The sequence below is a fragment of the Actinokineospora alba genome, assembly GCF_004362515.1.
GTDB lineage: Bacteria > Actinomycetota > Actinomycetes > Mycobacteriales > Pseudonocardiaceae > Actinokineospora > Actinokineospora alba.
The window spans coordinates 4,965,524-4,988,615 of the sequence record NZ_SNXU01000001.1 but is presented as its reverse complement, the minus strand read 5'-3'; the positions used below and the strand labels follow the sequence as shown (position 1 = coordinate 4,988,615).

22 protein-coding genes are annotated in these 23,092 nt (G+C 70.0%); 9 read left to right on the top strand and 13 right to left on the bottom strand.

The genetic code is table 11. The annotated features are described in order from the left end of the window. The first annotated feature begins 29 nt into the window (after positions 1 to 29). The 6 genes from C8E96_RS23020 (at position 30) to C8E96_RS22995 (ending at position 5,081) form a co-directional block, all read left to right on the top strand. On the top strand, positions 30 to 1,118 hold the full coding sequence (locus C8E96_RS23020) for an LLM class flavin-dependent oxidoreductase (protein WP_091382159.1): 1,089 nt from the start codon (positions 30 to 32) through the stop codon (positions 1,116 to 1,118). Further along, complete coding sequence (locus C8E96_RS23015; protein ID WP_091382162.1) at positions 1,115 to 1,708, top strand: FMN reductase; 594 nt, start codon at positions 1,115 to 1,117, stop codon at positions 1,706 to 1,708. Before C8E96_RS23020 ends, C8E96_RS23015 begins: the two co-directional genes overlap by 4 nt. 115 nt (positions 1,709 to 1,823) lie before the next feature. Continuing rightward, positions 1,824 to 2,339 (top strand): hypothetical protein, encoded by a 516-nt coding sequence (locus tag C8E96_RS23010; RefSeq protein WP_091382164.1) that lies wholly within the window; start codon positions 1,824 to 1,826, stop codon positions 2,337 to 2,339. Positions 2,340 to 2,380: 41 nt separating this feature from the next. Further along, positions 2,381 to 3,265, top strand: coding sequence for a class A beta-lactamase (gene bla, locus C8E96_RS23005; RefSeq protein ID WP_091382166.1), 885 nt, complete (start codon positions 2,381 to 2,383; stop codon positions 3,263 to 3,265). Between the two features lie 124 nt (positions 3,266 to 3,389). Beyond that, positions 3,390 to 4,187 carry a SigB/SigF/SigG family RNA polymerase sigma factor gene (locus C8E96_RS23000; protein WP_091382168.1) on the top strand — a complete coding sequence of 266 codons (798 nt, stop codon included), beginning with the start codon at positions 3,390 to 3,392 and terminating at the stop codon, positions 4,185 to 4,187. Positions 4,188 to 4,250: 63 nt separating this feature from the next. Continuing rightward, on the top strand, positions 4,251 to 5,081 hold the full coding sequence (locus C8E96_RS22995; RefSeq protein ID WP_091382170.1) for a hypothetical protein: 831 nt from the start codon (positions 4,251 to 4,253) through the stop codon (positions 5,079 to 5,081). 68 nt (positions 5,082 to 5,149) lie between these two features. Here the strand turns inward: C8E96_RS22995 and C8E96_RS22990 are convergent, their stop codons facing one another. Beyond that, positions 5,150 to 5,566 (bottom strand): CBS domain-containing protein, encoded by a 417-nt coding sequence (locus C8E96_RS22990; RefSeq protein WP_091382172.1) that lies wholly within the window; start codon positions 5,564 to 5,566, stop codon positions 5,150 to 5,152. Positions 5,567 to 5,682: 116 nt separating this feature from the next. Between C8E96_RS22990 and C8E96_RS22985 the strand changes: the two genes are divergently transcribed. Continuing rightward, positions 5,683 to 6,246: an SRPBCC family protein gene (locus C8E96_RS22985; protein ID WP_091382173.1), complete on the top strand. Its 564-nt coding sequence runs from the start codon at positions 5,683 to 5,685 to the stop codon at positions 6,244 to 6,246. Between the two features lie 45 nt (positions 6,247 to 6,291). On the opposite strand, the gene C8E96_RS22980 is transcribed toward C8E96_RS22985, so the two are convergent. Next, the gene (locus C8E96_RS22980; RefSeq protein WP_091382175.1) at positions 6,292 to 10,374 is read right to left on the bottom strand and encodes a tetratricopeptide repeat protein; all 4,083 of its coding nucleotides are present in this window, start codon (positions 10,372 to 10,374) and stop codon (positions 6,292 to 6,294) included. 129 nt (positions 10,375 to 10,503) lie between these two features. Between C8E96_RS22980 and C8E96_RS22975 the strand changes: the two genes are divergently transcribed. Next, positions 10,504 to 11,064, top strand: a complete 561-nt coding sequence (locus C8E96_RS22975; RefSeq protein ID WP_091382178.1) for a hypothetical protein — start codon at positions 10,504 to 10,506, stop codon at positions 11,062 to 11,064. Here the strand turns inward: C8E96_RS22975 and C8E96_RS22970 are convergent. From C8E96_RS22970 to C8E96_RS22935, 8 genes are all read right to left on the bottom strand, one after another. Then, positions 11,000 to 11,386: a DUF3037 domain-containing protein gene (locus C8E96_RS22970; protein ID WP_091382181.1), complete on the bottom strand. Its 387-nt coding sequence runs from the start codon at positions 11,384 to 11,386 to the stop codon at positions 11,000 to 11,002. The genes C8E96_RS22975 and C8E96_RS22970 overlap by 65 nt on opposite strands. Beyond that, positions 11,370 to 12,155 (bottom strand): HipA family kinase, encoded by a 786-nt coding sequence (locus C8E96_RS22965; RefSeq protein WP_228770190.1) that lies wholly within the window; start codon positions 12,153 to 12,155, stop codon positions 11,370 to 11,372. Before C8E96_RS22965 ends, C8E96_RS22970 begins: the two co-directional genes overlap by 17 nt. Before the next feature lie 46 nt (positions 12,156 to 12,201). Continuing rightward, positions 12,202 to 13,392 (bottom strand): RNA polymerase sigma factor, encoded by a 1,191-nt coding sequence (locus C8E96_RS22960; RefSeq protein ID WP_091382184.1) that lies wholly within the window; start codon positions 13,390 to 13,392, stop codon positions 12,202 to 12,204. After that, positions 13,392 to 13,736, bottom strand: a complete 345-nt coding sequence (locus C8E96_RS22955) for a YciI family protein (protein WP_091382187.1) — start codon at positions 13,734 to 13,736, stop codon at positions 13,392 to 13,394. Before C8E96_RS22955 ends, C8E96_RS22960 begins: the two co-directional genes overlap by 1 nt. After that, positions 13,733 to 14,323, bottom strand: coding sequence for a dihydrofolate reductase family protein (locus tag C8E96_RS22950; RefSeq protein WP_091382189.1), 591 nt, complete (start codon positions 14,321 to 14,323; stop codon positions 13,733 to 13,735). The genes C8E96_RS22955 and C8E96_RS22950 overlap by 4 nt, the downstream gene beginning before the upstream one ends. Positions 14,324 to 14,393: 70 nt before the next feature. Further along, the gene (locus C8E96_RS22945) at positions 14,394 to 15,188 is read right to left on the bottom strand and encodes a pentapeptide repeat-containing protein (RefSeq protein WP_091382193.1); all 795 of its coding nucleotides are present in this window, start codon (positions 15,186 to 15,188) and stop codon (positions 14,394 to 14,396) included. 7 nt (positions 15,189 to 15,195) lie between these two features. Continuing rightward, positions 15,196 to 17,601 (bottom strand): PEP/pyruvate-binding domain-containing protein, encoded by a 2,406-nt coding sequence (locus C8E96_RS22940; RefSeq protein ID WP_091382196.1) that lies wholly within the window; start codon positions 17,599 to 17,601, stop codon positions 15,196 to 15,198. Between the two features lie 45 nt (positions 17,602 to 17,646). Next, positions 17,647 to 18,972: a lysine N(6)-hydroxylase/L-ornithine N(5)-oxygenase family protein gene (locus C8E96_RS22935; protein WP_091382199.1), complete on the bottom strand. Its 1,326-nt coding sequence runs from the start codon at positions 18,970 to 18,972 to the stop codon at positions 17,647 to 17,649. Positions 18,973 to 19,087: 115 nt separating this feature from the next. Here C8E96_RS22935 and C8E96_RS22930 point away from each other — a divergent pair, with 115 nt between their 5' ends. After that, positions 19,088 to 20,023, top strand: coding sequence for a methionyl-tRNA formyltransferase (locus C8E96_RS22930; RefSeq protein ID WP_091382202.1), 936 nt, complete (start codon positions 19,088 to 19,090; stop codon positions 20,021 to 20,023). Here C8E96_RS22930 and C8E96_RS22925 read toward each other — a convergent pair. The 3 genes from C8E96_RS22925 to C8E96_RS22915 all read right to left on the bottom strand — a co-directional run bounded on the left by C8E96_RS22925 (position 20,020) and on the right by C8E96_RS22915 (position 23,031). Beyond that, positions 20,020 to 20,931, bottom strand: coding sequence for a glutaminase (locus tag C8E96_RS22925; RefSeq protein ID WP_091382205.1), 912 nt, complete (start codon positions 20,929 to 20,931; stop codon positions 20,020 to 20,022). The two genes, C8E96_RS22930 and C8E96_RS22925, sit on opposite strands and share 4 nt — an antisense overlap. Before the next feature lie 130 nt (positions 20,932 to 21,061). Further along, positions 21,062 to 22,690: a solute symporter family protein gene (locus tag C8E96_RS22920; RefSeq protein ID WP_091382208.1), complete on the bottom strand. Its 1,629-nt coding sequence runs from the start codon at positions 22,688 to 22,690 to the stop codon at positions 21,062 to 21,064. Further along, positions 22,687 to 23,031 carry a DUF485 domain-containing protein gene (locus C8E96_RS22915; protein ID WP_091382211.1) on the bottom strand — a complete coding sequence of 115 codons (345 nt, stop codon included), beginning with the start codon at positions 23,029 to 23,031 and terminating at the stop codon, positions 22,687 to 22,689. Before C8E96_RS22915 ends, C8E96_RS22920 begins: the two co-directional genes overlap by 4 nt. Positions 23,032 to 23,092 lie beyond the last annotated feature (61 nt).

Below are 23,092 nucleotides of genomic sequence, written 5' to 3'. Positions count from 1 at the left end.
TGAACTACCTACTGGGAAGAGGCGTGGACATGCAGTTCGGGATCTTCACCGTCGGCGATGTGACGACCGACCCGACCACCGGGACGACCGTCACGGAGGCCGAGCGCATCCAGGCGATGGTCACGATCGCGCTCAAGGCCGAGGAGGTCGGACTGGACGTGTTCGCGACCGGCGAGCACCACAACCCGCCGTTCGTGCCGTCCTCCCCCACCACGATGCTGGGCTACATCGCCGCGCGCACCGAGCGGCTGATCCTGTCCACCTCGACCACGCTGATCACCACGAACGACCCGGTCAAGATCGCCGAGGACTTCGCGATGCTGCAGCACCTCGCGGGCGGCCGGGTCGACCTGATGATGGGCCGCGGCAACACCGGACCCGTCTACCCGTGGTTCGGCAAGGACATCCGCGACGGCATCGACCTGGCGATCGAGAACTACGCCCTGCTGCGCAGGCTGTGGCGCGAGGACGTCGTCGGCTGGGAGGGCAGGTTCCGCACGCCACTGCGCTCGTTCACCTCGACCCCGCGCCCGCTCGACGGTGTGCCGCCGTTCGTCTGGCACGGTTCGATCCGCAGCCCGGAGATCGCCGAGCAGGCCGCGTACTACGGCGACGGGTTCTTCGCGAACAACATCTTCTGGCCAAAGGAACACTTCATCCGGTTGGTCAACCTCTACCGGAGCCGCTTCGAGCACTACGGGCACGGCAAGGCGGAGCAGGCGATCGTCGGCCTCGGCGGGCACGTGTTCATGCGGAAGAACTCCCAGGACGCGGTCCGCGAGTTCCGCCCGTACTTCGACAACGCGCCGGTCTACGGCCACGGACCGTCCCTTGAGGACTTCACCGACCAGACGCCGCTGACCGTCGGCAGCCCGCAGGAGGTCATCGACAAGACTCTGTCCTTCCGCGACTCCTTCGGCGACTACCAGCGGCAACTGTTCCTTGTGGACCACGCGGGCCTGCCGCTCAAGACGGTGCTGGAACAGCTCGACCTGCTCGGCGAGGAAGTGATCCCGGTACTGCGCAAGGAATTCGCCGCGCTCCGCCCGGCCCACGTCCCCGAGGCGCCGACCCACCAGACCCTGCTCGCCGCGTCGACCGTGGAGGCCACCCGATGACGACCATCGCCGTGGTGTCCGCGGGTCTCAGCGAACCGTCGTCCACCCGCCTGCTGGCCGACCGCCTCGCGGCGGCGGTCCAGCGGACGGTGCCCGCGCAGGTGCGGGTGGTCAACCTGCGCGAACACGCCCACGACATCGCCGACAACCTCCTGACCGGCTTCCCACCACCCGCCTTGCGAACGGCGATCGACACGGTCGCCGAAGCGGACGGCCTGATCGCCGTCACCCCGATCTTCAACGCTTCTTACAGCGGCCTGTTCAAGTCCTTCTTCGATGTGCTGGAACCGGATTCCCTGGCGGGCAAACCAGTCCTACTCGGAGCAACCGGCGGAACCGCCCGCCACTCACTCGCGTTGGAACACGCCCTACGCCCGATGTTCGCCTACCTACGCGCAATCGTGACCCCGACAGCGGTGTTCGCGGCGACGGAGGACTGGGGCGGCCACGACCAGGGCCTGGCGGATCGAGTGGCCCGCGCGGGCACCGAACTCGCCGACCTGGTCAGCGGCAAACCATCCAGGGCCAAGACGAACGGATTCGACGACCCCATCCCGTTCGAACAACTCCTACGCGGCAAGGCTGGGTGACAAAGACTGCCGACCCGGGGGTCACAATGGTGCGGTGGAAGACGACTGCGACCTATGCGGCCCCATTGCCGAAGGCCGGCCCTGCCATCACGGTGAGGCACGGACCGCTTGGGCGATGACGCCCGCGTCGGTCCGCGACGAGATCGATGAACTCGTCTGCCAGCGGCGGGTGGTCCTCGCGATCGTCGCCCTTCGCGACAAGTCCGGCATCAAGCCCAAACCAAGCATCCCGCTTGGCAAAGAGCTGGTGGCTTACCGGTACGGCGTCTTGATCGAGCAGGGCCGCGTCACGGTGCCACCGGAGACCACAGTCGAGGAGATGCTCGCCGAGGCCACGACACTCGGCGAGCCACCGGTCGTGGTCGAGGCTTATCGGGACGGCGATTCGTGGGGCTGGATGATCTGCCTGAGCGTGATCGTGCGAGGGCCGAGTCGCCACCACGATGCGTTCGACGAGGTCTGCCTCGCCGTGTTCCGCGGCGACGATCAGGGTGAGGAAGCGGCGTCAAAGGGCCAGGCCGTGGCCGAACGGCTGGGGGTTCCGTTCTTCTTCGCCGACCCGGAGAACGGGGAGCTCGAGTCGCCGCGATGGTGGGACACACCGGATGCGGGCCACCTCGCCATCACCTGATCTCCACACCTTCTACACCCATGGTCTGTACCTTTCCAACCATGGGACTTGATCACAAACGCCGCACCCTCCTCACCGCCGCTCTCGCCGCCCCCCTCCTCGTCGCGACCGCAGGCCAAGCCGCCGCGACCAGCGCCCAGCGCACCCTGCGAGAACTCGAAGCCGAATACCCCGGCCGCATCGGCGTCACCGCGATCAACACCGGTACCGGCAAAACCATCCGCTACCGAGCGCACGAACGGTTCGCGCTCTGCTCGACCTTCAAGTGCCTCGCCTCGGCCGCGATCCTGCAAGAAGCGCGCACCGCCGACCCTGGCCTGATGGAGCGGGTGATCCACTACACCCACGCCGACCTCGTGACCCACTCTCCCGTCACCGAACTGCACGTCGACACCGGCATGACCGTGCGCGCCCTGTGCGCGGCCACCATGACCACCAGTGACAACACCGCGGCCAATCTCCTGCTGCGCCTGCTCGGCGGCCCCTCAAGCATCGGGGAGTTCGCCCGCACCCTGGGTGACCGCTGGACCCGCCTCGACCGCTACGAGACCGACCTCAACACCAACCTCCCCGGCGACCCGCGCGACACCAGCACGCCCGACGCCATCGCGCGGGACCTGCGGAAACTTGTCCTCGGCGACGCACTGCACCCCAGTGACCGGGCCGAGCTCACCGGCTGGCTGATCGGCAACAAGACCGGCGACGAGCGGATCCGGGCGGGGCTGCCGAAGGACTGGACGACCGGCGACAAGACCGGCGGCGGCGACTACGGCGCCCTCAACGACATCGCGGTCACCTGGCCGCCCGGCGGGGCGCCGCTGGTCATCGCCGTCTACACGACCCGGACCGATCCGACCATTCCTGGACAAAATCGCATCGTCGCCGACATCGCGCGCGTGGTCGCCGCCGAGCTCCACCCGCGCTGACACGGCTCTGACCAGGCATTATCCGACCGTACCCGGTCGTGGGCGCTTGAGGTTCATTGATCGGTGGTAGTCCACCAATCTACGACGAACCACGTGGACACCCCAGCCTGGAACGGGAGCGGGCATGACCCAACCGCAGTTGACCAGCGCCGCCTACCGAGACTCGTCGGAGGGGTACGGACACCTGCGGCCACTGTTCGAGGCGATGGCGGAGCTGCCCCCCGACTCCCCGGAGCGCGCCGTCCTCCGGGAGGAGCTCGTGACCGGGCATCTCCCCATCGCCGAACACATCGCGCAGCGGTTCAGCCACCGCGGCGAGTCGCACGACGACCTGCTGCAAGTGGCGACCGTGGGCCTGCTCAACGCGATCGACCGCTTCGACCCCGACCGGGGCACGGACTTCCTGTCCTTCGCCATCCCCACCGTGATGGGCGAGGTGCGCAGGTACTTCCGCGACTCGGGGTGGGCCATCCGGGTGCCGCGCAGGCTGCAGGAACGCCACCTCGCGGTGAGCGCGGCGGGCTCGAAGCTTTCCCAGACCCTCGGTCGCGCGCCGACGCCCAGCGAAATCGCCGCCCACCTGGGGATCTCCACCGAAGAGGTGTACGAGGGCCTCGAAGCGGGCGCGGTCTACCGCTCCCGGTCGCTCGACGAGATGCTCGGCCCCGACGAGGACTCCGCGCCCGTCGCCGACCGGATCGGCGTCGAGGACGAGGCGTTCCACGAGGTGGAGAACAACGAGACGCTGCGGCCGCTGCTGGACCGCCTGCCCGCGCGGGAACGCCGGATCCTGGTGCTGCGCTTCTACGGCAATCTCACCCAGACCGAGATCGCCAACCGGGTCGGCCTGTCCCAGATGCACGTATCGCGCCTGCTCAGCAAGACCCTGGAGACGCTGCGCGAGGGAATCACCCAGCCGTGAGCGCCATTCAGGTATGAACCGGCGCCACCCTGGGTACCTGGCTGGTGTCGGAAGGAGTACCTGATGACCAGCTATGACCCGGATGTCAGCGCATCCAGAGAGCTCACGACGAGCTCTGACGTACCCCGGCGGCGTGGTGCCATCAACGGCCTGCTGCTGGTTCTGCTCGGGGCGTGGGGTGCGGTGATTCCCCTGATCGGGCCGTATCTCTCGCTCGCGTACACCCCGGACACGGCGTGGACGTTCACCAGCAACCGCCTGGTGCTCAACATCCTGCCCGGTCTGGCCGTGCTCCTCGGCGGTCTTGGCTTGATGGCCACCAACCGGCGTGGCGGCGGCGTGTTCTGGGGCTGGCTCGCCGCACTCGGCGGTGCCTGGTTCATCCTCGGACCCGCAGTCAGCAAGCTGTGGAACAACGGCACGCCCGCCACCGGTGAGCCGGTGGGCTCCACGGCCACCCAGGTGGGGGCCGAACTGGCGTTCCACACGGGGCTCGGCGCGCTCATCGTGTTCCTTGCGGCGGTGGCCCTGGGCCGCTTCACCATCCGCGAGCGGACCTATGAGACGTACACCGCGGCCGACGAGGCCCAGGTGGACGAGGATCCGGCCCGGGCGCGGCTCGACGAGACCCGGTGGGGCGAACCCCAGCCGGTCGAAACCCAGCCGGTCGAGCCCAGGAGCCCGATCGACCCGCGCACCCACGACGTGCCGCAGCCGCGCGATGTGCCGCAGCGGGACGTGCTGCAGCCCCACGCGGCACAGCCCCACGCGGCACAGCCCAACCCAGCACAGCCCACCGTGGCCCAGCCCAACGTGACGCAGCGCGGTGTCCCACAGCGCGATGTGCCGCAGCCCATCGACGTCGACGAGCCGCCGAACCGCCGCAGGCGGTAATCCCGAGTGGCAGAGAACCCCCACCGCGCCCGACGCGCGGTGGGGGTTCTCGTTTCGGCGTTCTCCGGCTAGTCGGTCGAGATGGCCTTCAGCAGGTCGCCGACCGGCCGGTCGGGCAGCGCGCGGGCCACATCGGCCTGCGCGATGATGCCCACAAGGTCGTCCCCGTCGAGGACCGGCACCCGGCGAACGTTGTGCTCGGCCATGGCACTCAGCACGGCCTCCACGTCGTCGTCGACGCCGACCGTCACCGCGTCACCCTGGGCCAGCTCACCGGCGTGCATGGCCACTGGGTCCTTGCCCTCGGCCAGCACCTTCACCACGATGTCGCGGTCGGTCAGCATCCCCTTGAGCGTGTCGTCCTCGCCCCGGATCGGCAGCGACCCGACGCCCAGTCGAGCCATGGCGCGAGCCGCGTCCATCACGGTGTCGGACGCGCGCACGCAGGTGACATCCGCTGTCATCAGTTCCCTGGCAGTGATCATGTCGCTCCTTTCCCTCGCCTCTGGCTACCCAGGGGGAACCGGTTCAACCGCCGCACGTGTAGGTCTCAGCCATCAGGGGTAGGTCACGGAGGTAGCCCACGACCTTAGGAGTGCGAATGACCACGATCGAGAAATCTGTCGACGTGACCGCGCCGGTGTCCACGGTCTACAACCAGTGGACCCAGTTCGAGTCGTTCCCGGCGTTCATGGACGGCGTGGACCGGATCATCCAGGTCACGCCCACGCGCAACCACTGGGAGACCACGATCGGCGGCGTGCACCGCGAGTTCGACACCGAGATCACCGAACAGCACCCGGATGAGCGGATCGCGTGGAAGTCGGTGGCGGGCCAGGAGCAGTCCGGTGTGGTGACGTTCCACCGGCTCGACGACAGGACCACGCGGGTCAACCTCCAGATGGAGTACGAGCCGGAGACGCTGACCGAGAAGGCGGGCGCCGCGCTCGGGGTGATCGGGCACCGCATCGACGGCGACCTGCACCGGTTCAAGGAGTTCATCGAAAGCCAGGGCCACGAGACCGGCGCGTGGCGTGGGGACGTCCAGCGTTCGCCGCAGCAGGGTGACGGACCGACTCTGGCCGGGCCGGGTGCGCCGCCGGAGACCAGTGTCCCGCCGCTGCCGCCGGGCCAGGACCCGAACCGCCCGGGCACGCTGCGCTGACCCGAAGCTGAATCTGAAGGGGTGACTCCGGCCGGAGTCACCCCTTCAGTTCTGCGCGCGCGGCACCATGTCGGTGAGTGACAGCACGCGCGTCACCCAGTCGGCGGGCAGGTGTTCGCGGAGGACGGCGACGAAAGCGTCCTCCCCGAGTGTTGTCCGGTTGCGACGCAGTTCGGTGAGGTTGCGTGACGCGTTGTCCGACCGCAGGCCGAGATTGGTCTTCAGCGCGGTCACCAGCCACGGCACGGCCTCCGCCGGGCGTTCCTGGAGGCGGAGCAGGATGCCGATTTGCGCCTGGGTGACGGCCATGCCGCCGCGGTCGCCGAGGCGGTCATCGAGGGTGAGGCATTCCTCGTAGCACCGCCGGGCCTCGGCCCAGTCGCCCAGGTCCTCCGCGACCCGCCCGAGGTGGAACAGGCTGTTCACCACTCCGGGCAGATTCCCGGTGCGCTGCTTGATATCGATCGACGCGCGGAAGTAGTCCGCTGCTTCCTCGTGCGCCCCTTCGCGCTGGCTCATCTGACCGAGCTGGTGGTAGTTCACCGCGATGTTCTCGGACACGTTCCGCCGCTGGTTGATCTCCAGCGCCGTCCGGAAGTGCGCCTTGGCGGTCGAGGGTTCCCCCAGCTCCCCCAACGCGTTGCCGAGGAGTTCGCTGGTGTGCGCGACGCCCGGGAGGTGGCCGATCTCGTTATAGCGCGCCAGGGCTTGCTTGAGGAAGGGCAGGGCCTCGCCGAAGTCGCGGCGTTCCGCTGCCTTCATGCCGAACCGGTGGAAGTCGCCCGCCGATCCGCCCTGGTTCTCGTAGGCGTCCATCCGCACGTTGATCCACAGCGCGTGGTCGAGCACGTTCGCCGCCTGGGCCGCGTCAACCGATTCCCGTGCGGTGGCAAGGAAAACGTCCCTCCCCAGTTCCCGGCATTGCAGCGCGAGCCACTCCCCCTCGTCACCAGGAGGCATGCCCGCGTGCTCCCTGAGCTGCTTCGAGCGCAGCGTGGCGTGGACGGCGTCCTGGTTGCGGCCGAGCATCGTGCGCAGCGTGCCGGTGAGCCGATAGGCCCAGACGGCGAGTCCGAGCGACCCCACCTGTTCGAAGTGGACGGCCGCGGAGCTCATGCAGGACTCGGCCCACTCGTAGTCGCCGCGGTCGCGGGCGATGTATCCCAGCTGCAGCAGGCCCTCGGCGATGTGGGCCCGGTCGCCCAGGCTCTCGAACTCGCGCAAGGCGGCGCGGGTGTGGGCCTCCGCGGCGGGCAGATCCCGGCGCAGGCGCGCGACGTCGCTCAGGGCGATGTCAGCCACCCCGGTGTTGACCCGGTCACCGAGCGCGGCGAACCGCTCGCGGGAGAACCGGAAACACGTGGCCGCCTTGTCCAGGTCGTGCCGGTTCTGGGCGATGATGCCCAGCTGGTGGGTGGCGGCGGCGATGCCTTCCAGATCGTCGACGTCCTCCGCGAGCGCCAGCGCGCGCTCGTAGTGCTCCTCCGCGGCCGCCGTGTCGCGCTCGGTCTTCGCGAGACCCGCGAGCTGGTGGTGCGCGACCCCCATGGCCCGGCGGTCGCCCAGTTCTTCGTACGTGGCCAGCGTTTCGAGGTACAGCTGCTTGGCGGTGAACAGGTCCGCGCGGTGCTCGGCGATCAGGGCGAGCTGGTGCCGGGTCGCGGCGGCATTGCTGTGGTCGCCGCAGCCGACGAAGACCTCCAGTGACTCGGTCAGCAGATGATGCGCGTGGTCGGTGTCGCCTCGGGCGTGTCGGATCTTGGCGAGTTGCAACGTGAGTCCGGCGATCTGCCGTTCGGTTGCCTCGATCCAGCCGAGGGCGTCGGTGCACAGCTGCTCGGCCCAGGCCCAGTGCCCGCGGGTCAGCAGCTCGCCGGACACCACCCTGGTCACCTCGATCGCGTTCGAGACGTCACCGGCCGCGTAGCAGTGGTGGCGGGACTCAAGCATTTGTTCGATGTCGGCGAGCTTCTGGCGGGCGGTCGCGCGCACGAACCACCACCGGAACGCCTGCGCGCGGTCGTGCGCGGCGACGAGCACGTCACGCGCGGTCAGGTCGTGCAGTGCGCCCGCGGTCCACCGGTGCACGAGGTATCCATCCTCGGTGGGCACCAAGAGGCCCAGCCTGCCGAGCAGTTCGATGGCCTCCTCGACGCCTGCCGGGACGGTCAGCGGCGGGTGGTCGAGGTCGGCTTCGGCGTCCTCGGCTGTGTCGGTTACCTCGGCGACCTGCCAGTCAAGCCCGGTCCTGATGACGGGCCTGCGGTAGACCGACGCGCCGACCAGCAGCGCCCGGGCGAGCGGCACCGCGTCGACGCGGTCGAGCAGGTCGGGCAGCAGCACGTCGTCGGCGATGAGAGAGCCCACCTCGGCGACCGCGCCGTCGAGCCCGGTGCCGGTGTCCGCGTGCCTGCCCGCGCGGGCAGCCGCGAGCCGGGCGGTGACGTCGGCGAAACGCGCCTCGCCGCCGCGCAGCACCGCATCGAGGTACTCCAAGGCGCGCGGGTGGCCGCCGAGCTGGGTCCAGGCCAGCCATCGGTCATCGGGCGGCAACGCGTCGACGGCGGGCAGCCGCCACATCAGCTTGCGGGTCTCCGGCCAGGACAGCGGCCCGACGTGGTGGGCGGTGACGCCGTGCACCGGGAACGGGTGCCTGCTGGTGATCAGCAGCTTTCCGTATGCCTGCCAGCGGTCGAGGAGCCCGGCGAGGTCGGGGTCCGCGATCCGGTGTTCGGTGTCGAGATTGTCCTCGGCGTTGTCCAGCACCAACAGGATCGGCGGGGCGACGCCGTCGAGCAGGGCCAGGCGCTCGGTCCACGGCGGCCTCGGGTCGGCCAGCAGGGTGAGGGCCTCGCGCAGCGGGTGATCATCGGCACAGTGGCGGCTCAGCTCCGCGCGGACGGCGTCGAGCACGGTGTCCACATAGACCTTGCCCGACAGCGCGACGACCGGAATGTCCGACCGGGCGGCCAGTTCCGCCGCCAGGCTGGTCTTCCCCACGCCGCCGATGCCGTGCAGCAGAATGCCTCCGGCCGCCGCGGTCAGCCTGCGCAGCGCCGCCCGCCTGCCGACGAAGCCGCCGACCCGGCGGACCGCCCCGCCTCGGATGACCGGCGGCCGTGCGGTCTTCATGCCGGGCCCGCAGGACAGGACCGGGGTGACCCCCTCGGCGAGGAAGAGCACCGGGTTCACCCACTGCGGGACGAGCCCGTCACGGGCGAGTGCCCGGCGCGCGTCCGACAGCGCGGCGACCAGGTCGACGCCGCCCGGCCGCGCCAACGTGTCGTAGAGCTTCGCGCACAACGCTGTCGCGTAGTCGTCGCTGACGGTCCCGCTCATCGCGAGCACCGCCGGGGTTCCGCCCGCGACCAGGCCGCGAGCCAGGCCGGTCAGGTCCGACCGCGCCGCCACGGCGGTCGAGCAGCCCGCCAGGACGACCAGCGTGGGATGCGACGGCAGCGCCCCCATGAACCGGGTGGCGTCCACCCGGTCCGCCTCGCCGGTGTCAGTCTCGAGGACCAGCTCACCCGGCTGACCGTGGCAGGAGACGTGCAGGACGTCGCAGGGTTCGTCGGCGAGCGCGGCCGCGATGGCGTTGAGGCTGCCCCATTCGAGCACCCGCACGAGCGCGTGCCGCTCGCGGCTGGGGTCGACGGCGTCAAGGATGTGGCTCAGCTCGTCCTCGTAGTCGAGCAACTCGCCACCACCCACCTCCGGCGCGCCGATCGCGGCGACGATCCGCAGCGGACCCTCGGGCCGCTCGACCTGGGCCGGGGATGCCACGACCCGCCAGACGTCGACGGAGTCGAGCGCCAGTGGCCGCAGCCTGCCCGGCACGACCGTGGCTTCCCATGGCAGGTCGGCGAGGTCGGGGGCCGAGCACGCGACGGCGAGCCTGGTCCGGCCTTCCCGACTGATCACCTCGGCGAGCGCGGCTCCCACCGGACCGGCGAGAAACCGTTGGCCCAGTGCCGTTCCGAGGTCGTGGATCACCTCGGGAATCGGCCGGTGACCGACCCGCCACGCCAGGTCCCTGATCCGCTCGTCCACCCCTGGATGCGGCTGCCGGACCTCGATTCCCGCGCCGGTCAACCGGACGTGGTCGGCGTCGATGTCGAGTCGCACCACTGCAGCCCCCCGCGATCGGTCGCGTCCCAGCCTACTGAGTCGATCTTGGGGGCGGGGTTCGCGCTGCCGAGGTCACCTGTGCGGGCGCATACTGGCTGTTCGAAACGGACACACGAAAGGTGGCCGCGAGTGGCTTCGGTAGACCGGACCGGGCGGTTCAGCCCACTGGAATGGGTCGGCATCCTCGCCGGGCTCGGCGCCCTCGTCATCAGTTTCTTCCCCTGGCAGCGGGTCACCGGCCAGTTCGCCGACATGGTGGAGCAGATCGGATTCCGGACGACGTCGACCGCGTGGAGCAGCGGCCCGGTCGCCTGGCTGGCCGTCCTCGCCCTCTTCCTCGCCGCGGCACTGCTGCTGGCGCGGGCGTTCGGCGTTCGGCTGCCCGGTGGGTCGGTGGTGTGGCTGCTGCTCGCGGTCACGGCGGTGGTGCTGGTCATCATCCGGTGGGTGACCCTGCCGGACCTCGACCCGGCCCGGCTCGCGCTGCTCAACCTCAAACCGGAGGACGTCGAGACCAACGCGGGACCCGGACTGTTCCTGTGTCTGGGCATCGCGATCGTGTCGATGGCGGCGGCGGTCGCCCGGATCCGGACGGCGGGCAGGCCCGCGGCGCGGACGGCCCCGGTCAGGCCTCCGGCGGGAGCACCAGCCGCCGAAAGAGCCGATCAAGATCAGCATCCGGATCGCTAGTCAAGCCGGTGTGGGTGGGCGAGGTCTGCACGAGAGTGCTGCGCGGGGCGGTCAACCACCGGAAACGCCGACCCGGCGTGATCTCGGTGACCGGGCCGGCTTTGTCGGACTCGCAGCTGCCGCAGAGGTGATCGAGGCTGTCGGCCAGCACTTCCAGGTCGATGCCGGGGTCCAGCGCCCGCAGCCGGTCCGCGTCCACGTGGGTCCGGCACCGCAGGTAATCCAGCGGCGCGCAGTAGAGCAGGATTCCGATGTTGATCGACTCGCCCCGATCCTGGCGGGGAACGGCGCGCAGCAGGGCGTACTCAAACACGTGCGGCACGAGCGGCCTCCAGGGTCTCGACCCAGCGCGGCGAGGACGCCAGCCGTGATTCGAAATAGGCGACGTACGCGGCGCGGATGTCGGCGGGAGTCATGCCGTCCTGCACAAGCCACGCGTCCGGAACGACGGCGAGGACGTCGCCGAGCAAGTCACGGGTGACCAAGGGCTTGAGCTCCGCGTCCGCGTCGGCGACCGAACCGGCGACCGGCATCATCACGTGGTCGCCGCCGTCCCACCGGTACTCCGCCGACGGCTTCCAGCCCGCCGACCAGCCGTGGTGGAAGTAGAGGGCGGCGCCGTGGTCGATCAGCCAGACGTCGCGGTGCCACAGCAGCAGGTTCGGGTTGCGCCAGCTCCGGTCGACGTTGAGCACCAGCGCGTCGAACCACAGCAGGCGCGCGGCCAGTTCGGGGCCGGGATCGCGCACAAGCGGGTTGAAGTCGAACGACCCGGGCAGGTAGTCGAACCCCAGGTTCAGGCCGCCGCTGGCCCGCAGGAGGTCCTGGACCTCCTGGTCCGGTTCCGCACGCGCCAGTTCGGGGTCCAGGTCCGCCAGGACGATCTCCGGCACCCGGAATCCCAGCGCCCGCGCCAGCTCCCCGACGATCAGCTCCGCGACGAGCACCTTGATCCCCTGGCCCGCGCCCCGGAACTTCAGGACGTACATGCCGAGGTCGTCGGCCTCGACCAGCCCGGGCAGCGACCCGCCTTCGCGCAGCGGGGTGACGTACCGGGTGGCGACCACGGTGCGCGGGTTCGGAATGGACACACCAGCATCATGCCGTGGCACCCCGCTGCCGACTCGGCGGACACCCTCAACTGGTCAGCGCCTCCCGCCGCCTGCACAGGTGTTCGCGCTCCACGGCGTTGTCCGCGCGGGCGATCGCGGCGTCGTAGGCGTCGGCCGCCTGTTCGACCCACCCGAGACGCCGGAGCAGGTCGGCCCGGATCGCGTGGAACAGGTAGTACGAGTCGAGGTTCAGGTCATCGACAATGGCCAGGGCTGCCCTGGGCCCGGTGATCTCGGCGACCGCGACCGCGCGGTTCAAAGCCACGATCGGGGTCGGAGTCATGGCGAGGAGCTGGTCGTAGAGGGCGACGATCTGCGGCCAGTCCGTCGCCGCGGCGGTCGCGGCGTCGCTGTGCACGGCGTTGATCGCCGCCTGGAGCTGGTACGGCCCCGGCTCGCCGCGCTTCAGACACCACCGGACGAGCGCCTGCCCCTCGGTGATCAAGTCGCGGTCCCAGCGGGTCCGGTCCTGGTCGCGCAGCAGCACCACGGCGCCGTCGGCGTCGGTGCGGGCGGCCGAGCGGGCGGCGGTGAGCAGCATCAGCGCGAGCAGTCCGACCACCTCGGGCTCCTCCGGCATCAACTCCACCAGCAGCCTGCCGAGTCGGATCGCCTCGGCGCACAGGTCGTCGCGCACCAGCTCCCGGCCCGAACTGGCCACGTAACCCTCGTTGAACACCAGGTAGACCACCGCGAGCACCGGCCGCAGCCGAGCCGCCAGGTCCTCCGGCACCCGGTAGGGAATCCCGGCGTCGCGGATCTTGCCCTTGGCCCGCACGAGCCGCTGCGCCATCGTCGGCTCGGGGACGAGGAACGCGCGGGCGATCTCCGCGGTGGTCAGCCCGCCGAGCAGCCGCAGGGTCAACGCCACCTGCGCGGCCGGGGCCAGCGCCGGGTGGCAGCAGGTGAAGATCAGCCGCAGCCGGTCGTCGCCCACCACCTCGGTCTCCCCTTCGTCCTCGGCCGCGAGCACCGCCGCGGCCTGCCGGTCGTCGCGGGTGGACTCGCGGCGCACCCGGTCGATGGCGCGGTTGCGGGCGGTGGTGATGATCCACCCGGCCGGGCTCGGCGGTGGCCCGCTCGACGGCCAGCGCCGGACCGCCTCGGCGAAGGCGTCCTGCACGGCTTCCTCCGCGAGGTCGATATCGCCGAACGCCCGGACCAGCACGGACACCGCACGCCCGTACTCCTCGCGGAAGACGCGGGCGATGTCCATCAGGTGCCCTGCAGCGGCCGGACCTCGATCGGCAGGGTAGTGATCTCGGAGAGCCTGCGGCCCCACGCCACCGCCGCGTCCAGGTCGGGCGCCGCGATCACGGTGAACCCGCCGAGGTGTTCCTTGCCCTCGACGAACGGGCCGTCGGTCAGGAGCAGCTCCGAGTCCTTCACCCGGACCACGGTGGCCGTGCTCGGCGGGAGCAGCCCGGCGCCGAACACCCAGGCGCCCGCGTCGCGCAGTTCCTGGTTCCAGGCCACCAGGTCCTGCATGATCGGCTCCAGGATCTCCGCGGGCGGCAGGTCCCCGTCGGGCTGGTAGACGCTGAGCAGGTACTGCTTCATCGAGTGCCCTCCTCGGACCGGTAGGTCGCCACGACCACGCCCGTGGTTGTCGTGACGCTCTCGGTCAGCCGCAGCGACGCCATGGACCCGTCGAAGAGCCGCTGCCCCGACCCGAGCACCACCGGGTGGATCGCGAGCAGGAACTCGTCGATGAGCCCGTGGGCCATCAGCGACCGGACCAGTGCTCCGCTTCCGAGTATCACCACATCCTTGCCGGGCTGCTGCTTGAGCGCGCGCACCGCGTCCGCGGCCTCGCCCGCGAGCAGGGTGGAGTTCTGCCACGGGAGCGGTTCGGTCAGCGTCCGCGAGGCGACGTACTTGCGGGTGCGGTTGAGCACGTCGGTGAACGGGTTCGGCTCCGGCTGGTTCGGCCAGACCGCGTGGAAGTGCTCGTAGGTCCGGCGGCCGAACAGCAGCGCGCCGGTGGTGCTCATGCTCTTGGCCATCGCCTCGGCGAACACCGAGTCCCCGTAGGGCGCCGCCCAGCCGCCGTGGGCGAAGCCGTCGCGGCGGTCCTCGTCCGGGTGCCCTGGGGCTTGCGTGACGCCGTCGAGGGTCACGCTGTTGACAACCACGATCCTGCACATGTCCGAGTCCTTCCGTCGTTCCTACCCCCTATACGAACGGGAGGCGGCCGGATCGACAGTCAGGACCGAATCACCAGTGCGATGGCGCCGCGAGCGCGGGCGGCAGCTTCGTCTCGGCGTTCCCCTTGGCGGCGTCGAGCTGGGACTGGATCAGGAACAGGCTCTCGCGCAGATCCGCCCCGCGCAGGTCGGCGTCGCGGAAGTCGGTGCCGATGACGTCGGCCAGCCGCAGGTCGGCGGCCCGCAGGTCCGCTCCGATCAGGTAGGCCCCGCGCAGGTTCGCGCCCCGCAGGTCGGCGCCGCGCAGCTTGGCCCCGATCAGGTCCGCTCCCCGGCGCTCCTTCTTCCTGGGCACGCCCGCCCGCACGAGTTCGCTCGCCCGCAGCAGCAGCGCGTTCACCTCGCCCTGGTGAACCGACACGTCGAGGCCGCGCAGGCTGTCCGGGTCGCCCTGGGTGAGCACCTCGATGCCCTCGCGGGCTCGCTTGAGCTCGTCGCGCATGCTCGGGGCCAGGGACTCGGCCTCGGCGAGGTAGTAGAGCAGCTCGTGCAGGTGCCGCATCACGGCGAACACCTCGAACATCGGCTTCGCCCGCTTCGGCGCCGACCGCCAGTCCTGGCCGCCGAAGGTCACCTGGGAGACCTGCTGGCCCGCGCCGAAGCAGTCGAACACGGTGCACCCGGTGAAGCCGGACGTCCGCAGCCTGGTGTGGATGCCGCAGCGGAAGTCGTCGAGCAGGTTGCGGCACGGCGTGCCCGCGGGCTTGTCGATCGCGAAGTCCGCCGACTTGGCGAAGGCGGGCGCGACACAGCACAGCGCGAAGCAGTTCGCACAGTCGGCGCGCAATCGGGCGGGGTCGGGCACTGCTCTCCTACTGGTCGGGTTCGCCCACCAGTGTGACTGTTCCCTTTCCGCCGTCGACACGGACGTGGTCGCCGGTGGACAGTCGGGCGGTCGCGTTGCCGCAGCCCACCACCGCGGGGATGCCGAGTTCGCGGGCGACGATCGCCGCGTGCGAGAGCGGGGCGCCGACGTCGGTGACGATCGCCGCGGCCCGCGGGAACAGCGGTGTCCATCCGACGTTCGTCACCGCGGTCACCAGGATCTCACCCTCCCGCAACGCTTCCGCCTCGTCCACAGTGGACACCACGCGCGCGGTTCCGGTGACGATGCCCGCCGCGCCGGGGAAGCCGGTGATCTCCTCGCCCATCGGCTGGTGCTCGGCGGTCTCGTCGTAGAGGTCGGGCCTGCGGTTCGGGTCGGCGGCCCACGCGACCGGGTCGAACCGGCCGCGGATCAGCGTCGGGTACGCGGGCAGCGCGCGGTAGCGGTCGTAGGCGGCACGAGCGGCCGGAACTCTCGCCAGCGGGCGCTCCTCACCGTCCAGGACTGCGACGATGTCCTCGATCGGCAGGAAGAACAGGTCGTCACCGTGCCCGGTCAGTTCCCCCGCGCGCAGGACGAACGCGCGGAGCACCCAGAACGCGCGCACCATCTCCGAGCGGGCCCGCTCGCGCGCGCGGGCCACGTCGGCGGCCTTGTCGAGGGCTTTGCGGATCGCCGGCGCCTTGCCGGGGTGCCGCTCGACGAGCCGTTCCCAGGCGTCGTCGCGGGTCGCGGCCTGCCGCTTGAGCAGGGTCTCCGGGTCGAGGTCGCCGACGCGGTCGAGGAGCCGGTCGATCCAGGCCGGGTCCTCGGCCGGGCGCGGTTCGGACAGCTCGAACTCGTCGGGGCCGCGATGACCCCAGGTGGCGGCGTAGGTGTCGCGGTCGATCTCGCCGCGCCGCAGCTGGGCCAGGCCGAGCAGTGGGCCGAGGCTGGCCAACTCGCCGCCCGCCCCCTGCAGGCCCGTGAGCAGCGCGGTCGTGTCGTCGGCGCCGACCAGCTTCGTCAGCCGCGCCTGGAGCTTGTCGGGTCCGGCGCCGCGGGCGCCCGCGTCCAGGACCCGGCAGGTCTCGCGGAGCAGGGTGTCGATGTCGGACCGCCACAGGGCGTCCAGTTCGCCCGGCCCCTGAGCGGCCTTGATCCGCTTGTGCAGGGAGGCGCAGCGCTCGCGCGTCTCGGCGAGGAGCCGCGGCAGGCGCTTGCGGTAGGCGATGGCTTCGCGGACGAAGGGCACGGCGGCGCGCAGCACGGCGAGCCGCGACATCGGCAGCGGCGGGATCTCGACGCCCTCGGGAATCCGGCCGAGTGTCTGCTCACTGGCCCGGCGGGCGAGCTTGCCGAGACCGACAGCGCTCGCGGCGGCGGTGGAGACACTGAGGTTGAGGTAGAACCGGCCGCCGAGGTTGCCGGTGATCCGGTAGTCGCCGACCTTGGCCGAGGACAGGATCTTCACCACCGACCAGGTCGCCGGGGTCATCACGCTCGGCACGGCCTCGCCGAGGTTCACGCAGGTCCAGAGGTAGTCGCCGCCGAGGCTGTCGTTCCACACCTCGGGCTCGACCCGCAGCGTGGTGATCGGGCGCGCCTGCAGGATGCTGAACCGTCCATTGTGGAGCGCCCACTCGACGTCCATCGGTGTGCCATAGAGGTTTTCTATCCGCGTTCCCAGGGCCGCCAGCTCGACGGCCTGCGCGTCGGTGAGGACGGGGGCGCGGCGACGGTCCTCGGGCACCGGCTCCTCGCGGGTGCCGTCGACGGTGCGCACGGTCATCACCGTCTTCTCGGCGATCTCGCGCCCGGCCACGCGGCCGGCGGCGACGAGGTGGGTGTCGGGGGTGACCACGCCGCCCACCACGGCCTCACCCAGACCCCAGGCGGCGTTGATCACCTGCTCGTCGCGCGCGCCGGTGAGTGGGTTGGCGGTGAACAGCACGCCCGCGGCGTCGGCGGGCACGAGTTCCTGCACCACGACCGCCAGGGCGACACCATCGGACTCGACGCCGTTGTGCGCCCGGTAGGCGACGGCCCGCTCGGTCCACAGCGACGCCCAGCAGCGGGTGACCGCGTCGAGCAGCGCGTCCGGGCCGGTGACGTTGAGGAACGTGTCGTGCTGTCCGGCGAACGACAGGTCGGGCAGGTCCTCCGCGGTCGCCGAGGACCGCACGGCGACCGGACCTCCCTGGTACGCGGTCAGGATCGCCGAGGCGACCTCGGGCGGCAGCTCGCCGCCCGCCGCCACGAAAGCGCGGTAGGCGCTGGTCGTGACGTGGAATCCGGGCGGCACCGGCAAGCCCGCGCGGACCAGGCGCGCCAGCGAGGCGCCCTTGCCGCCGACCGTGGCGAGGTCGGCGGTGGGATCGTCGAGCGGGAGGACCAGCACGTCGTCGGGCATGAGCCCATACAACCAAAGACGCGCCCGCCCGGTGGGCCGAACGGATCAGCCGAGCGTGCTCAGGGCGAGTTCCGCGGCAGGGACCGGAGTCCGGTCGCCGCGCAGGATCGCGTCGAGGATCTCCCCGGACCGCACGGCGTTGTTGGACAGCAGCGACGAGGTGATGCCGTGCGAGTGCTCGGTGGCGCCGCCCTGCACGTAGATTCCGGCGGCGATGTCCGCGGAGGTGTGCACGCGGTAGTCGCGGGAGACCTGGAGCCTGCCCTGGTCGTCACGGGCGCACTCGCCCGCCAGGTCGCCAAGCAGGGCAAGGGAATCGTCACCGCGGTAGCCGGTGGCGTAGACGACGACGTCGGCCTCGAGCACGGTGCGCTCACCGGAGGTCATCGACTCGACAGTGACCCGCACGCGGTCGCCGAGGTCGGCGACGTCGACCGGGCGGGACACGTTGAACATCCGCAGCCGCTGCTTGCCCAGGACCTTCTCCTGGTACATCCGCTTGTAGAGGTCGTCGATGAGGTCGATGTCGACGACGGAGTAGTTCGTGTTGGCGTGGTAGCCCATGATCTTGCGCTTGGCCTCTTCGGGCGCGAGGTAGTACTCGTCGACCGCGGCCGGGTCGAACACCCGGTTGGCGAACGCGCTGTCGTCGGCCGGGCTGTAGCCGAAGCGGGAGAACACCGAGCACACCTCGGCGTCGCCGAAGCGGGTGTGCAGGAACGCGGTCGCCTCGGCGGCGCTCTGGCCCGCGCCGACCACGACGAAGCGTTTCGCGGCCTCGGGGACGTTATCGATGTCGCGCAGAAGCGTGCTGTTGTGCCAGATCCGCTCGCCCGCGCTCACGCCGTCGGGCAGGTTGGGCCGTAAACCGGTGGCCAGGACCAGGTTGCGGGCGCGGACGGTCTTCGGTTCGCCGCCGTCGGTCGGCCGGGACACGACGTCGAAGTACGCCACCGCCCCGTCGACCACGACCGGGTTGACCGCCGCGACCTCCTGGCCGTAGAGCACCTGCTCGGCCATCTTCGCCGCGCACCACTCGAAGTAGTCGTGGAACTCCACGCGCAGCGGGAAAAGGCTCTTGTGGTTGACAAAGTCGACGAGCCTGCCGCGGCTGTGCAGGTACGCCACGAAGCTGAACTCGCTGGTCGGGTTCCGCAGGGTGACCAGGTCTTTCAGGAACGACACCTGCATCGTCGCGTCGTCGAGGAGCATCCCCCGATGCCAGCCGAACCGGGGCTGCCGCTCGAGGAACCGCGCCGTGAGCGGCGTGGCCGCCGTCGCGTTGTGCTCGGCGAGAGCGATCGCGAGACTCAGGTTCGACGGGCCGAAGCCCACGCCCACGACGTCGTAGACCGGTGTATCGACCCGCATCTGTGACCTACCCATCCCCTAGTGGCGGTACCCGAACGAAGGTCACCCTAACCTAAGTTAAGTTAGGCTCAGCTTCACCCGACCGGGTGACGTGCACCACGAGGAGGAAACGCCCATGCGGGTGGTCATGTTCGGGTACCAGACGTGGGGTCACCGGACTCTGCAGGCGTTGCTCCAGTCGGAGCACGAGGTCGTGCTGGTGGTGACGCACCCGCAGTCCGATCACGCCTACGAGAAGATCTGGTCGGATTCGGTGGCCGACCTGGCCACCTCGCACGGCGTCGAGGTCATGCTGAAGACGCGGCCCGACGAGGACGTGATGTCCAGGCTGCAGGAACTCGAGCCGGACCTGATCGTGGCGAACAACTGGCGCACGTGGATCCCGCCGAAGATCTTCACCCTCCCCCGGCACGGCACCCTGAACGTGCACGACTCGCTGCTGCCCGCGTACGCCGGTTTCTCCCCGTTGATCTGGGCCCTCATCAACGGCGAGAAGGAAGTGGGCCTGACCGCCCACATGATGGACGACGACCTCGACGCGGGCGCGATCGTCCTGCAGCGGTCCATCCCGGTCGGTCCCCGCGACACCACGACCGACCTGTTCCACAAGACCGTCGACCTGATCGCGCCGGTCGTCACCGAGGCCATCGACCTGATCGCCTCCGGGACGGCGGTGCTGACCCCGCAGGACCGGTCGAAGGCCACGTTCTTCCACAAGCGGGCCATCGAGGACAGCCGCATCGACTGGACCTGGTCGGCGGAGGAACTCGACCGCCTGGTGCGCGCCCAGTCCGACCCGTACCCGAGCGCTTTCACCTTCCACAACGGAAAGCGACTGCGGATCGTCCAGGCGTCGGTGTCGCGGGCCCGCTACGGCGGCACCCCCGGCCGGATCTTCATCCGCGAGGGTGACGGCGTGGTCATCGTCGCGGGCCCCGAAGCCCGCCGCGGCCAAAGCCCCGGCCTGGTCATCGAACGCGTCCGCACCGAGGACGACCGTGAACTCCCCGCGACCGAGTACTTCCGCAGCATGGGCGGATACCTCGGCTAGAAGACGGACCAGCCGGTCAGTGTGGTGAACCGGTCGAGGGCGGCGACGCCCCGGACCGAGTTGCCGTGGGTGTCCAGGCCGGGGCTCCAGACACAGATGGTGCACCGGCCTGGGATCACCGCCAGGATGCCGCCGCCGACGCCGCTCTTGGCCGGAACCCCGACCCGGTAGGCGAACTCGCCCGCCGCGTCGTAGGTGCCACAGGTGAGCATGATCGCGTTCAGCCGCTTGGCCTGGCTGCGGGTGAGCAGCCTGCTGCCATCGGTCCGCATGCCGTGGCGGGCCAGGAACAGGCCGGACAGGGCGATGTCGCGACAGCTCATCATGATCGCGCACTGCCGCACGTACTGGTCGGCGACCGTGGCGACCGGGTTGCGCATGTTGCCGTAGGACGCCATGAAGTGCGCCAGGGCCAGGTTCCGGTCGCTCTGGGTGATCTCGGAATCGCGTACCTCGGTGTCCACGCGAACGGCGAGGTTGCCACTCTCGGCGCGCAGGAAGGTGAGCAGCTCGGCGGCGGCGTCACCGACGATGGAGGCGAGGTGGTCGGTGGTGACCATGGCGCCCGCGTTGATGAACGGGTTGCGCGGGATGCCCGCTTCGTTCTCCAGCTGCACCAGCGAGTTGAACGGGTTGCCGGACGGTTCCTTGCCGACCCGGTCCCAGAGGGATTCCTCGTCGCGGGCCAGGACCATGGCCAGGGTGAACACCTTGGAGATGCTCTGCAGGGAGAACGGGGTCTCCCAGTCCCCCACCCCGGTGACCGTGCCGTCGATGTCGGCCACGGCGATCCCGAACTTCGTCGCGTCGACACCGGCGAGCGCGGGGATGTAGTCGGCCGGAAGGCCGTGGGGCACGGCTTCGGAGACCTCGGCGTGGATGGCGTCGAGCAGCGCTGGGATATGCACGGCGCAATAGTGGCAGTGCTTGGCCGGTGTCAGCCATCCCGACCAGCACCCGACTGGGTCTTATGGCTGCAGGGCATGGGCGGGGGCGCGCCGTCCTCCTCGGACGACGCGCCCCCGGGTCTCGGGCCTACTAGTGCGCGGTCGCCTTCTCGGCGTGTGCACCAGTCAGGGCGCGGACCTCCATCTCCGCGTACTTCTCCGCGTCCGTGCCGCCCTTCGACAGGACGGTGCCGAGCCAGCCGAGGAAGAAGGCCAGCGGAATGGACACCAGGCCCGGGTTCTCCAGGGGGAACCAGTGGAAGTCGACACCCTTGATCATCGACGGAGTCGCCGCCGTGGCGGGCTTGCCGGACACCGCGGGCGAGAAGATGATCAGGACGATGCTGGACACCAGGCCGCCGTAGATGCTCCACAGCGCGCCGCTGGTGTTGAAGCGCTTCCAGAACAGGGAGTACACGATGGTCGGCAGGTTCGCCGACGCCGCCACCGCGAAGGCCAGAGCCACCAGGAACGCGATATTCTGTCCATTCGCGACGATCCCGCCGCCGATGGCGACCAGGCCGATCACCACCGCCGTGATCCGGGCGACGCGGACCTCCTGGGCCTTGTCGTCGACCTTGCCCTTCTTGATGATGTTGGCGTAGATGTCGTGCGCGAACGACGCCGACGCGGTGATGGTCAGACCCGCCACCACGGCCAGGATCGTGGCGAACGCGACCGCGGCGATCAGGCCGAGCAGGACCGGCCCACCGAGTGCCTGCGCCAGCAGCGGTGCGGCCGAGTTGGCCTTGCCGGGGGCGTTCTTGATGGCCTCGGGCCCGACCAGGGCGCCCGCGCCGTAGCCCAGCACCAGGGTGAACAGGTAGAAGATGCCGATGAGCCAGATGGCCCACACGACCGAGCGGCGCGCTTCCTTGGCCGTGGGCACGGTGTAGAAGCGCATCAGGATGTGCGGCAGGCCCGCGGTTCCCAGCACCAGCGCCAGACCCAGCGAGATGAAGTCGAGCTTGCTGGTCTCCGACTTGCCGTACTGGTTGCCCGGGTTGAGCAGCGCCTCGCCGTTCGCGCCACCGGCGTCGACGGCGGCACCGAGCACACTGGACAGGTTGAAGCCGAACTTGGCCAGGACCCAGATCGTCATGGCGAGCCCGCCGGTGATCAGCAGCGCCGCCTTGATGATCTGCACCCAGGTCGTGCCCTTCATCCCGCCGACCAGGACATAGATGATCATGATGACACCGACGAGGGTGATGACCACCGCCTGTCCGGTCTTGCCGCTGATTCCCAGCAGCAGCGCGACAAGCCCGCCTGCGCCCGCCATCTGGGCCAACAGGTAGAAGAACGAGACGACCAAAGTGGACGTCGCCGCCGCCGCGCGCACCGGGCGCTGCCTCATGCGGAACGCCAGCACGTCGCCCATCGTGTACTTGCCGGTGTTGCGCAGCAGTTCCGCGACCAGCAGCAGGGCGACCAGCCACGCCACCAGAAAGCCGATGGAGTAAAGGAAGCCGTCGTATCCGTTGAGCGCGATCGCGCCCGCGATGCCGAGGAACGACGCCGCCGACAGGTAGTCGCCCGCGATGGCGACACCGTTCTGCGGGCCGGTGAACGAACGCCCGCCCGCGTAGTAGTCAGCCGCCGTCTTCGTCGTGCGGCTGGCCCGGAAGACGATGACCATGGTGATCGCGACGAAGACACCGAAGATGCCGATGTTGAGGATCGGGTTGCCGGAAACCTCAGCGGCCAAAGGGGTGCTCATGCGTCCTCACCTTCGATCTCCTTGCGGAGCTTCTCCGCGGCCGGGTCGAGGTTCTTGGTGGCGTGCCGGACATACAGCATCGTGATCACGAACGTCGAGACGAACTGCAGCAGGCCCAACACCAATCCGACGTTGATGTTGCCGAACAGCTTGATGGACATGAAGCCGTGCGCGTAGTCGGCGAGCAGCACGTAGGCCATGTACCAGAGGAAGAACAGCGCGGTCATCGGGAAGACGAACCCGCGCAGCCGCTTGCGCAGCGACCCGAACTCGGGACTTTGCTGGATCTCCGTCCAGGCCGGATGCTGCGGTGGACCGACCGCGGGATCTGTGAGGGTCATTGCGGGCCTCCGTCAACGGGGATTCGGGTTACCCGTGACCGTAGGAAGATCAGAACCCGCG